The organism is Methanoregula sp., from assembly GCA_026625165.1.
Classification (GTDB): Archaea; Halobacteriota; Methanomicrobia; order Methanomicrobiales; family Methanospirillaceae; genus MVRE01.
This window is the reverse complement of sequence record CP112999.1, coordinates 1,742,292-1,754,456: the sequence shown is the minus strand read 5'-3', so window position 1 is coordinate 1,754,456 and position 12,165 is coordinate 1,742,292. Positions and strand designations below refer to the sequence as shown.

General features: G+C 52.8%; 11 protein-coding genes and 2 tRNA genes. 3 read left to right on the top strand and 10 right to left on the bottom strand.

Features of this window, described 5'->3' with window-relative positions:
* Positions 1–216: 216 nt before the first annotated feature.
* From OS112_09210 to OS112_09190, 5 genes are all read right to left on the bottom strand, one after another.
* Positions 217–1,707 (bottom strand): class I SAM-dependent methyltransferase, encoded by a 1,491-nt coding sequence (locus OS112_09210; GenBank protein WAC04626.1) that lies wholly within the window; start codon positions 1,705–1,707, stop codon positions 217–219.
* 850 nt (positions 1,708–2,557) lie between these two features.
* Positions 2,558–3,094, bottom strand: coding sequence for a small multi-drug export protein (locus OS112_09205; GenBank protein ID WAC04625.1), 537 nt, complete (start codon positions 3,092–3,094; stop codon positions 2,558–2,560).
* 90 nt (positions 3,095–3,184) lie between these two features.
* Positions 3,185–3,256: transfer RNA gene (locus OS112_09200), tRNA-Thr, on the bottom strand.
* Positions 3,257–3,302: 46 nt separating this feature from the next.
* A complete protein-coding gene (locus OS112_09195; GenBank protein WAC04624.1) occupies positions 3,303–3,602 on the bottom strand; it encodes a DUF3467 domain-containing protein in 300 nt (99 codons plus the stop codon).
* A gap of 37 nt (positions 3,603–3,639) precedes the next feature.
* Positions 3,640–3,783 (bottom strand): hypothetical protein, encoded by a 144-nt coding sequence (locus tag OS112_09190; GenBank protein ID WAC04623.1) that lies wholly within the window; start codon positions 3,781–3,783, stop codon positions 3,640–3,642.
* Positions 3,784–3,848: 65 nt separating this feature from the next.
* On the opposite strand from OS112_09190, the gene OS112_09185 reads away from it, so the two are divergent.
* On the top strand, positions 3,849–4,484 hold the full coding sequence (locus OS112_09185) for a Dna2/Cas4 domain-containing protein (protein ID WAC04622.1): 636 nt from the start codon (positions 3,849–3,851) through the stop codon (positions 4,482–4,484).
* 148 nt (positions 4,485–4,632) lie between these two features.
* The gene (locus OS112_09180) at positions 4,633–8,130 is read left to right on the top strand and encodes a hypothetical protein (GenBank protein ID WAC04621.1); all 3,498 of its coding nucleotides are present in this window, start codon (positions 4,633–4,635) and stop codon (positions 8,128–8,130) included.
* A gap of 41 nt (positions 8,131–8,171) precedes the next feature.
* Here the strand turns inward: OS112_09180 and OS112_09175 are convergent, their stop codons facing one another.
* The 4 genes from OS112_09175 to OS112_09160 form a co-directional block, all read right to left on the bottom strand.
* On the bottom strand, positions 8,172–9,098 hold the full coding sequence (locus OS112_09175; protein WAC04620.1) for a nucleotidyltransferase domain-containing protein: 927 nt from the start codon (positions 9,096–9,098) through the stop codon (positions 8,172–8,174).
* Positions 9,099–9,110: 12 nt separating this feature from the next.
* Complete coding sequence (locus OS112_09170; protein ID WAC04619.1) at positions 9,111–9,683, bottom strand: L-threonylcarbamoyladenylate synthase; 573 nt, start codon at positions 9,681–9,683, stop codon at positions 9,111–9,113.
* A 1-nt stretch (position 9,684) separates the two neighbouring features.
* The gene (locus OS112_09165) at positions 9,685–10,368 is read right to left on the bottom strand and encodes a DUF5612 domain-containing protein (protein ID WAC04618.1); all 684 of its coding nucleotides are present in this window, start codon (positions 10,366–10,368) and stop codon (positions 9,685–9,687) included.
* 6 nt (positions 10,369–10,374) lie between these two features.
* Positions 10,375–10,445, bottom strand: a tRNA-Gly gene (locus tag OS112_09160).
* A 280-nt stretch (positions 10,446–10,725) separates the two neighbouring features.
* Here OS112_09160 and OS112_09155 point away from each other — a divergent pair.
* Positions 10,726–11,682 carry a hypothetical protein gene (locus OS112_09155; protein WAC04617.1) on the top strand — a complete coding sequence of 319 codons (957 nt, stop codon included), beginning with the start codon at positions 10,726–10,728 and terminating at the stop codon, positions 11,680–11,682.
* An 89-nt stretch (positions 11,683–11,771) separates the two neighbouring features.
* Here the strand turns inward: OS112_09155 and OS112_09150 are convergent, their stop codons facing one another.
* Positions 11,772–11,987 (bottom strand): hypothetical protein, encoded by a 216-nt coding sequence (locus OS112_09150; protein WAC04616.1) that lies wholly within the window; start codon positions 11,985–11,987, stop codon positions 11,772–11,774.
* Positions 11,988–12,165: the final 178 nt, after the last annotated feature.

Sequence of the window (12,165 nt, the reverse complement as noted above, 5' to 3'; positions counted from 1 at the left end):
ACTTCTGCCACAATAAACTGCTATCACTCCTTTTTTGTAAGGATTACCGACACTTCATGGATTGGAGTTCTGTCAATTTCGTTGAGATCGTAGAGTATTATAAAGGAACAATTCCCGATAAACGATATGTCCTGCTCTTCTACGCTTAGCACTTTTTTAAAATTCCGATAATAATTATAACGACTGATGAACCGCACACATCAATATTCAGGTTTATCAGGCTGGTTGTTTTATCCGTGTATTCCGGCTCACCAGCACATTATATGCATCATGTTTTGGATTATACCGCACGAGCACATTGTCCAGTTCAAGGATGGTGCCGTATGGTCGAGCAACAATCGCCTCGTTCTCCGGTGTGATGTGATAGGACGGCACCACCGCATACACCGGCTTTTTTGCCGAACCATCGCAGAGCCGGAACATGTGGTTTTTTGCATCGCCAAGGTCCTCTGACATCTTTGAAGCGATTATATTGACCCGTTTGTCCACGTGGCGGTGTACCTGTGACAACCGTAAAACCCGGGACCTGGCCGGCACCCGGTACTGCTCCCTCGTTCTCCCATCTTTTGTGAGCACGACATAACTGTATTTGATATCGGTGTTCACGTACCGGAACGGCTCATCGCATGCTGCAAGCGCCCCCATCAGCCGGGTTGGCCGGATGGACGGTGCGGTAACAAAACTCCAGCACCGGTCCGGTGTGCAGTCCGTCCCCCGGATAAACGAGCAGGGGCTGTGGATGGTAAGCCCCCGCTTTTTTAATACGAGCGACAATACCCGCAGCTGCGTCGAGGTAGTTTCTTCGGCAGGTTCAACAATGAGAACCGATCCGTCCGGGGAGAGCCGTTCTGCAAATTTCATGACGAGATCAGCAAGCTCTTCCGGTGAAGCGGCACCCAGTTCGTTGAGGACATTTGAAAAGACCAGCAGGTCGATTTTCTGAGGAATTTTTCCGGGGTCAATGGTGGTGAGATCCGCCTTTATCGGGGGCTTGATGCTGGCGTTCTCCCCTTTCTGGGTGCAATGCTCCCGGAGGTACATGAAGGCCTCGATGTGCTCCTCCGACCGTTCTGCTGAATACACTGTGGCCTTTGCATGCTCAAGCTGCGAATAGAATTCTGCAATTGCAAGCGGCACGACACCCGGGCCGGTACCGGCATCCATCACGGTCATGGAGCTCTTCAGCAGCCCGTCGCGGGCAAGCATCGAGAGCAGGTACTGGGTCTGCATGAAATAGACCGGGAAATGGTACGCGAGATACCCGAGCACGCTGTAACCTTTGATATACCGCAACGAGCGTCGGTCCGCGGGTTTCCAGTAATCATCTTTCTGCGCAACGATCGCATGCCGCAGGCGTTCAAGGATGACCGGATCTGACCACTCCTTTCCCACTTTTTTTGAGATGTAGCGTTCGATCGTTTGTTCAAGAGCAGCCGGCAGTGTGCGTGCAGCAAAGAAATTATCCAGACGCTCCCGTTCTTTCTGGTTCAGGACATAGGGTTTTGCGGGGATGATCCGGGAGATCTCATAATCGTCATTGATCCTGGTTGCTGCGAGGTTGAGGCGGGGCAGGTGGGGGGAAAGTATTCGATATAATCCGCTGACCGCGAGATCATCGGTGAGATACGTGCACAGCTCTGAGAGGAGGAACGAGGGTTTTGTGGATGCAAGGTATTTTGCAGCTGAGATGATCTCGCGGGTGTTCATTGTATTTACAGGAAAGGTTTGTGGTATGAAATGATACGTGTTTTGTGTATGCGAACCCCCATCAGGGGGTGAGCTTGAGAAGATTTTCATCAGAAAATCTTCGAGTATTCGAAATATCTAAGAACCATCACCTCGCTCTGCCCAAATCGTGAGAGTTTCCGTATCAGCCCGATATCTGGTGAAATTTTAAACCAGGATCAAAATACAATTGTGCAAAGACATCCAAAATAGCTGGTAATGAAAGTCTGTCCGATTTCCATGGCAAATGCGAGTGGCCAAAAGGAATGTATCGGGGAAAAGTGCCTGCTGTATATGTCCCACCCTATCGAAACTTACCCGATAACACACCAGGCTGAGGGAAAGTGCCGGTTGTTGACCTATCTCCAGAGCCATTGATAATTAAAAAAAGTTTTCCTTATGTATTGCGACATTAAAAAATGAAAATGGGAGATGCCTGAATTTTTTGCTGATACAAATAAAAACCGGAATTAAAAAATTATTTGGGTTCCGGATCGTTTTCCAGAAGGTTACCGAGCTTTTCTGCGAGGATATCAGACACCATATTTTTCAACTCTCTGTTGCTCATCTCCCCCAGATCGCCCGACTCAAATTTGTCACCAAGGGTATTTTTTGCCAAAATTTTTATATCATTACCCATTTTTCAGGCTCCGGGAAATAGTATAATAATCTGGATTTTGTTTATTCAATAACTCTCTCATCCTCATGCAACAATTTTGGTGTATCCTCCCATATCAAGTGTACCAAATAAGTCCTGTTTTTTTAAAAAAAGGAAAAAATCCCGTTTCTTCTTATTGCACGTACATATGGTCCCGATGGAACCGGAGGCTCATTATGAAAGGGCGATTAAAATTCCCAGCGATGCACCAAGGATAAGAGCAGCTGCAATCATCCAGCTTAAAAAAAGCATCATGATATGCCGGATCTGCCTCCACCCGAGGAGCCATGCTATGAGCGTGCAGCCATAAAGCCCGAGACCCGGCACCCAGATGAACGGGATGAACATCAGCATCCCGTATTTCTGAAACCCGGCCGAACGGTGCGCCTGTTCGTTTACGTTATGGACCGCCTTGTCAAACTTCTGCCAGCGGTTTGTAAACAGGTCACAGAGGGCAAGGATGCCGATGATAGCCCCGATGCCCACCGATGCCATCGTGCCAAGGATTATAAGGGGCGGAATGCCGAGGACCACCCCGACAGATGCGGCAAATGGCTGGAACACGAGGATCGAACCGATGAGCGAGATCATGTGAAGGAGTGGCACTCCTGCAAATCCTGCAAGGGTGAGTGGCGCAACCACTACCCCGAAGATAGCAAAGGCAGCACTGAAGACAAACCCCGGACGGGAGTGGGGAAGAATGTCAGGCATCTGTTATTTTATTTTAGAGAACAATCCAGATAAGCGGCTCGGTCAGTAATATTCCCAAGGTTCTGTATTAAAAAACCAAAAAATGAGAAAAGCCGCCGGAGGGAATTGAACCCTCGACCTGCTGATTACGAATCAGCCGCTATGCCGCTAAGCCACGGCGGCGCAATACCTCACAATATCGACCCCTGCCGTAATAAAATATGGGGCTTTAAGAGTACCCGCGCAGCGTGGTCACACTATCAGCACCTTTTGAATCAGCGGGCGGTGGGGAGATCGTCCCGAACTTTGACTCGTAATCACTGACGGTCTTTGTGAGTACCGCGAGGAGGTTCTTTGCGTGCGTCGGTGTAATGGAGACGATCGCCTTTGCCCTCGCCTGGTTGACCTGCGGGAGCTGGTGGAGAAACATGAACGTGAACTCATCGTCCTTGTACGCGATCTGGATCATGTTGCTGTACACCGGGTCAAGTGTCGGGGGGATATTGACGGAAATTTCCTGTCCTGCCATGGAGTATACGTTTGTCCCGGAAGATATGAAACATTGGTCAGGGACCGGTCTTGAGGGGGCCGGGCATGATGGACAGGTCATTCATGGTATGCAGTATCTGGTAAGATGGTTTTTTTCCCTGCACGAAATCCTGTGAACCGGTGGCAGCCTGCACACCGGACAATAAGTATAACCTGATCATTTCCCCACGATGTATGAGGGATCATCCTGCCCGATCACCCTGAATCCATCACGATCTCTGACCTTGTGCGTTGCCATGCCTGCCCGGTGCGGTTCTATTACGAGCGCAATGAACCGCACACCGAATCCGACCGTTACGCCATCTGCAAACAGGTCTCATATCACCTCGGTAAACCCCTTGATCCCGTATCGATTTGGGCAGAAGTCCTCGCTGTCCGCCCCGGAATTGATCCCGCACAGAGAACGTTCTTGGACACATGCATCACGGTGTGCAACCGCCATGAATGGAAACCCGCGGACCAGACCGATGTCCGGGTTGTATCAAAAAAGTACGGGGTTGTCGGGATGGTGGACCGGATCGGGGCTGACGGTGTGTTCTCCATCGTCCGTGCCGCAGGTGCAATGCCGTTTGGCACATATGCAGCAGACAGGCTCCGGATCACAGGCTGTGCGATCTGCCTCCAGGAAATGACCGGAAAAGAGGTGACCGGCGGGTTTGTGGAATACATCCCGGATGGCGTTTCGCGGTATCATGCCATCCAGCCCCGCGACCGGCGGCAGTTCCTCTCGACCCTGCACAAAGTCCGGTCGATACGGGAAGGGGAAGTCCCGCACCAACCTCTCAACGCCCCCTGCAACCGGTGCAGGTATAAGGAGCGGTGCGAGAGCAGCGGGGGAAGGCGGCTGTCGGATTTGATGTGAAGGATTAAATTATTATATAAATCATTTCGGAATATTTATGTTCTTTTAAGGATGACCATGTAATATTGGAAATATTATCCGGGATATTATGAAGGTGGCAGCTCGAGTCCGTTTTCTTTTTTTCATCGGCTTCTCGCTCTTTTTTTTTATGGGACTTTTCCCGGGTCATGTGACGGCAGGAGTTGTCACCCTTCACGCTGCCGGTCCCCAGAGTTACTATCTCGGGGAAACGATCGCACTCTATGGAAATAATACAGTAACCGGAGGGCCAACCTACCTTTTCATAACCGGTCCGAACCTGCCACTCTACGGAGCACAGATCCAGAGTACGGATCCACGGAATGGGCCAGTCATGGACGGGAACGCGGCATCATTCCAGTCTGCAGCCGGAGATCCCTACTCATGGGACTGGGACACCCATACAATCAACCTCGATCCTGGAACATATACTATCTATGCGGCAAGCGATCCCCGGGATCAGGATCATCTGTCTTCCACGACATATGCTTTGATATCAGTCGTTCTTGCCGAACCATTCGTAACAGCATCCCTTACCCATTCGACAATAAATCCCGGGGATGATCTCTTTGTAAACGGTACGGCAACCGGCTCCCCGACTCCAGGGGTTAATTGCTGGGTGCGGGGAACTAATTATCTGGTGCTGATGAATGCCGGCACATTCGGTTCCGAATCGTTCTCCTGCGGGATCCCAACATCCTATCTTTCGCCCGGGACGTACGATGTAATCGTCCAGCACCCGATGGAAAACGACCAGTTCGATCTCGTGAAAAGCGGAAACAATCTCAGGAACCTGCAGATGGGTGGGGCCACGCCGAATGTCGCGACGATCTTAGGGCCCGGCAGCCTGAAGTATCTCCCATGGGGGACTTTCAGGGATTATTTCAAGGTGGCATTCGATGACCCGAATATCGACGATATATATACTCATCTCTCCTTTACCGTTGCCGGTTCTCCCCCGTCCCCTCCGATATCATCGAATGCTGCGGTAACAATCTCGGCCGCAGGGGCATCCCCGTATTATATCGGTGAAACTATCCACCTGACCGGGGCAAATACCGCGAGCGGGACAACCTACCTGTTCATCACCGGCCCGAACCTGCACATGCAGGGTTCCCAAATCCAGAATGCGGACCCCCGGCTTTTTGTTGTCATTGATTTAGACCCGGCAACATTCCAGCAGGCTGCGAGCGGGGGGACATGGTCATGGAACTGGGATACACATACGTACAACCTTGACCCCGGCACGTACACGATCTATGCCGAGAGTTCTCCCCATGATCTGCCCAACATCGGGACAAATAATTTCAATTCAACGACAATCACATTCGATGAACCGTGGGTAAGCGGAACGCTCAGCCCGGGAAGTACAGTAAACCCGGGAGATCCGCTCTCTGCTGTCGGTACTGCACAGGGTGATCCCGGGCCGGGTCTCGCGTTCTGGATCACCGGGGAAAATTATGCTTTGAGGGCGACGAACCCGGTGAACCCGGATACTTCCTACAGTTATCCTGTTGCAACGGCTGGTCTTGCACCGGGCGAATATATGATTGCAGTCCACCACCCGATGGGAAATAACCAGTTTGATGTCGTAACTTCCGGCAACAATGTCATTAACCTGCAGCTGGGCGCCGCCGGTCTGGATGTATTCACACTCTTCGGGGCCGGCAGCCTTGAGAATCCCGGTATACCCTACCCCCTCCTCACTGCACTCAATAACTATAACAAAGACGATTCCTACACGAAGATGCAGTTCCTCGTCCTTGGCTCACCCCCAACCCCCCCGGCACCGTTGGATCCTACAAAGGTGAATATCTCCATCACTGGCGGGTGCACCCATTATCTTGGTGATACAATCCAGTTTACCGGTTATAATACTGTCAGTGGTACCACGTATCTCTTCATCAATGGATCGAACCTGCCACCCAACGGGGCACAGATCCAGAGCACAGACCCTCCAAGTAATTCAGTGGTTAATGGAAACGCCGGAACATTTCAGTCAGCTGGTGTTGCCGGTGGGACATGGTCATGGTCATGGGATACGCACTCGGTCAATCTCGATCACGGGACATACAATGTTTTTGCCGAGAGCTCCCCCAATGACCTTGCCAATATAGGCACAGTGAACTTTAACTCTGTGCCGGTAACACTGGTAAAACCCGGGGTCAGCGCTGCACTCTCCTCATCGTCCTTCCCGCGGAATACAAATGTCTCCATTCAGGGCACAGCCCCCGGGAGCTACCCGCTGGGTGTTCAGATTTGGGTAATGGGACCAAATTTTATCATGAAAACGACCCGTTCGACTGGTATCGATGGAAATTTCGTCGATTATCTCTATACAGATCTCTCCGATGGCCAGTACAAGGTAATCGTCCAGAGTCCCGGTTACAATAACGTGTTTGATATCGTCAATGCAGGGAATAATGTCAAAAACCTCCAGTTGGGCGGAGGAACAAATATTTTTACCCTGTTGGGAGCCGGGAGCCTGAAAAGCAATAAAGCCGTCACCGCGCTAAAGGCTGCAATCTATGATGGTCAGAACGACGATGAGTATACAGAGCTGAGCTTCCAGGTTGGTGTGCCGCCGTCACCGCCACCCCCGCCCCCTTCCGGCGGAGGTGATGGAGGTGGGGGCGGCTCCGGTGATTCCGATGCCCCCCCTGCGGCTGCAGCAGCTGCAGCCCCGGCCGCCCCCGCAGCGGCTCAGGCAGCTCCACCTGCCGCCCCCGCCGCACCATCAGCGCCAGCGGCTGCAACCGAAGCGGCAGCCGGAACCTTCCCGATGGGGTTTGATGGGATGAGTTTCAATGCAGAAGGGGATAATTCCCTGAGCCTTGATATGGGAGCGGCCGATGCTGCCGGCGCGGTTGTCACGGTTTCCGGTGAAAGCGTCACGGTCTACCAGCATTCCTCCCCCGGGGTCCTGATCACGTTCTGGGGTGAAAAATTTACCATTAAAGACCGGAAGATCAAGGGAAAAGTAACGAGGGCGGAGTTTGCCACAGACCCGCTCCTCGCAAACCTCTCGATCGGGAACGTTTCCGGCTCGATCCGGGCTGACCTGCCCGCCCTTACACAGCGGGTGGCGATCGATAACACGATAAATGGGATTGTAAGTCCTGCCGTGATGAATCAGTTCCGGACAATAGCTGAACAGAACAACCTCAGTATGGACGCCGTAGCCTACACAATGGATATCCGGAAAGTCAACCTCTCCACAGGCGCCGCAAACGTGACGATGACTATTCCCCCGTCATGGGTGAACCTGCACGGCGGGAAAGATACCGTCCATATCGCACGGATCAGTGATGAGACAGGTATCACCGAACTGGTCAGCACGGTCTATACAGGGACTGATAAACAGGGCAACATGGTCTTCCGCGGCGATTCCCCGAAAGGTTCGTCGGTCTTTGGCATGCTCACCGCAAAGGCAACTGCAGAAAAACAGAAAGAGGAGCCGAACATGACGATCCAGCCGATGCAGAAACCTGCCATTATGACCGATGTCGGGATGTTTGCATGGATGCTCGGGATCGCGGAACAAAACCCAATCATTATTGTCATCATAATTGCATTAATCAGCGTTATCGCTTACTTTGGCTGGTGGAACCGGCGCATAAAATATTAAGAAGAAACTAGTCAGGTTTATAGAGGATCCTGCATCCTTTATTACTCTCCCTCAACAAGTGTTTTTGAAATTATATACTCCCCTTGTGCTTCCCGTGTTGTCCCGACAACAAGCCACCGTTCGTTCCCGTGCCGCTCGGCAACCCCGCGCGCTTCAATCGTCTCACCGGCAAGAGCCTGCCCGCTGTAGGTGTGAGTGAATGAAATGACCCTGGAAAATTCTTCGTGCTCTACCTCGTAGATGGCGGGGCTGTCAAACGCAAGCGAAGCGTCCGTCACCCGCGCCTCAAATGTCCTCTTTCCCAGCACCTCCCCCTTCCCGAACAAAAAAACGTCCAGTCCCTCGTACGGGCGGGTGAAGAGCAGGTCAAAATACGTCCCGTCGATCTGCCCCCGGTTCCATTTCCGTTCTTCATGAAGGACAAACATCTCGTACGTGATTTCAGGTTTGCGCTTCTCGTACACCTTGCGCCACATATCCGGGGAGAGCCCATCGAGCTTTTTTGAAATGATGGCTGACCTCAGCGTCTGCTGGGCGCCAAACCAGTGGTCCCCGTAGACCACAAGGTCGATGTCGGAGTTCTCGTTCTCAAGCCCGCAGAGGAGGGAGCCGGTGCAGCCGATAAAGCCGGAAGGGACATTGAGGATAAATGCAAGGTGTTTCACCCGCGGGTGGCGGGCGGTGATGCGGGCCATTTCGCGTTCCGGCTTTTGCACCTGTTGGATATCTTCCAGGGGTATCCGGAGAACGGAACCGAGGTATTGGGGCTTGTGGTCAGCGATGAACTCAAACGAGTCCTCAAAATCAAACTTCCGGTACCTCGTATTGTCCGCGTGCACCCGCTCTCCTGAAGCGTCAGGCACGTACCGGAGCACGCACCCGGCCTTTTCTGCATTGTCATAGGTGGAGACGGCATAGATCCACCCGTCTGCATCAACGATAAAGTCCCGCAGGCGGATAGGTTCCATGGTACAAGTGCCTTAAATTTTTGTAAGGAATTGTTCGATCTGTTCAGCCTGTACCCCTTTACGGAGGATCATCCGGTTCACAAGATCGACTACCGTGCTGGGCGTGCCCGGCAACCTACCGCCATCGATTAAAATGTCGCGGGGTACGGTGCATTCATCGGGAGTTGCGGGGTCCTTTGCCCCGTGCAGGTTTGCGCTTGTGGCAGTGATGGGGGAGTCAAACCGTTCAATGAGTCGCAGGGCAAGGTCATGGGAGGGGATACGCACCCCTATCAACCCTGTTCCCCCGGTGAGGATCTCCGGCAGGATATGTTTTGCCTCCAGTACGACGGTGACCGGGCCCGGGAGAAACGCCTGTATAAATTCCTGCATTGAGGCGTCCACACGGGCGACGGCACACAGCATGTCAAAATCGCTGACTGCGATCGATACCGGCTGCCCGAGCGGGCGCTTCTTTGCCTCGTACACCCTCATGATCGCGTTTTCGGACAGTGCGTCGGCGCCCAGCCCGTATACAGTCTCGGTGGGATAAACAACAGTGCCATCGTGCATCAGCACTGAGACCGCCCGTTCAATAAGGTCCATTTCAGAACTCTCGCCCGCGGACACGGTGGATGTCAAAAACCGCCTTGCTGCTGACGTGCATGACCGCAAAGACCCCTGCCTGTATCGGGTCGGTCACCACAAGGTCGGCATGGTCGGGGACGGAGCCTGCCATCTTCAGGGCAATGACGGGAATGCCTGCCTCCCGCACCCGGTCGACCGCACGGGAGATCTCCCCACCCATGATCGAGCCGGCGAGCACGAGGATCGTTGCCCGCGGCAGGCGGGAGACCGCATCGACTGCAAGGGCAAGGGTCCGTTCACCGACAAGCGGGATCGTGTCCACCGAGATCCTTTCTCCCCGGATATTGTGCCGGTCCGCCTCGTTCACCGCACCGAGAGCGACCTGTGCGACCTGCGCCCCCCCTCCGATGATGATCACACGCGAGCCGAAGATATCCCCGAATGGCTGGTAGGACTTCACCTCATGGACCTGCGGGATCTCTTTTAAGTCGGCGATCAGCTGGCTGCAGGTATCGTTTGGACCGGCTTCATATTCAAAATAGAGTTCCGCCATCCCGGCATACGGCCCCGAGTCAAACAACTCCTGGCTGATCATCACGATGTTTGCTTCATGGGCGGCAACGACTGTCGCTATGTCCCGCAGGACTCCCCGCCGGTTCTCGGCAATGATCCGCACCGCACAGCGCTCGGGTTCAGTCTCCATGTGAAATGCGATAGCCGGGGATCGAACCCGGGTTAGAAGCTTGGGAAGCTCCTGTCCTGCCGCTAGACTACTATCGCGTCAGAATCCTGTCTATCATATTACGTGAGTTTAAAGATAAAAGTATCACACATTTTTTTGGTGACGGGTTCGATATTTTTATGAGCGGACATGGATTACATATAAAAACAAACACCGCTGTTCTGCAGTCAGCTGGTTATGAAATCATGCGGTCGGGAAAAATACCGGCTTTGCGTCCCTGATCACGATCGCAGCCCTTTAAAATCGGGGCCCTGTCAAACATGACAAGACCAGCACCATGACGGAACGGCTATTATTAGATAAACGGAGCCAAAACCCATGAGAACACGAAATTGCCTTTTTGGAATACTCTTTATTGCCTGCATTTGCCTGCTGGTGCAGCCCCTGCAGGCACAGACAGAACAGACAGTCATTTACCAGAACTCATTTGCCACAAGCCCCGGCTGGCAGACAAACAACCCCTCCAGCGATTACTGGGTCCCTGACAAAGGATTATATCACTACAGCATCGAGGCAAGCACTGGCAATTATGCATATACCGATGTGGATTTTAGTGACGGCCCGTTCACCCTTGAATATGACTGGATGCCTATTTCGACCGATGAGACCGCCACGTTCCGGCTCGGGTTTGCCGGCAAGGAGATGAACCGGAACAAGGGACCACTTGTCCTATCCGAATTCAAAAACGGGAAGAATGGCAGGCTGATGTACCTCCGGGTCATTACCCAGAGCAGCAAACTTCTCACGGTTGCTTCAGGGCAGGGAGATGAAGATACCCCCTGTTACGGGGGGATGAAGCTGGGACAATCGAACTGCGGGCCTATGGTGAGGTTTGAGGATAACAAGACCTACCATGTCGTCCTGAATTACAATGATCTGGATCAACAGGTCACCATGTCGGTGAGCGAAAAGACGACAGGCAGGCAGATCTGGAGTTATTACCTGAGTACCGTGGACTCTCTCCGTGGCATGAACCGGATCTTTTTAGGCTCGGTGGGGGATTACGGCAGCATGATGGGCAGGTATGCCACCGGCTATATCGATAATGTGAAGCTCTCCACAGAGACAACCGTTGTCACTACGCCCACGGTTGCAACCTCTCCTCCAATCACGCCACGCGTAACCATTACTACCCGCCCGACCACAAAACCAACAACCGCCGTCCCGGCACAGACCACGACCCCGGAATCGCCCGTTTCCCCGCTTATTCTGTTTGCGGCACCCTGTATCGCGGCATGTGTCCTCTCGCATTCAATTTCCCGCCGGAAGCAGTAGGGCAGGCGTTTAATCCTTTTTTAAAAAAAGTGATGTAAGGAGTGAAGGCTTACGCGGTTGTCATGTATGTGCTCTGGAGGCGTTTGATGTTAAGGTACATCGTTTCTCACTTCTTCTCTGCTGGCATACGAGCCCAAAAGGCCGCCTGAAGGAATATCCCCGATAATCATTTCGCATACCGATGCATCCCCTGCCCCAACCGGCAGGGGGGCACCGGTTGCCGGCACTGCTCCTGATGGCGTGACGATAAGAGCTACGGAGAATACAAGCAGCGCCGCCCCGATCAGGATCATTCCGGTGTTCATCGTTTCCTCTTCTTGTGTGGTGCGTGGTGTTTGGAGATGACACACCAGAACTGTGGTGCATCACCTTACTACACACTGATTTATAATGGGTAATAAATTGCCAGAATCATGCAGGTTCAATGTCTGAACCCGCAGGTTCGGTCATGTAACCGCGGGGTTGATACCTCATTTTCGCGTA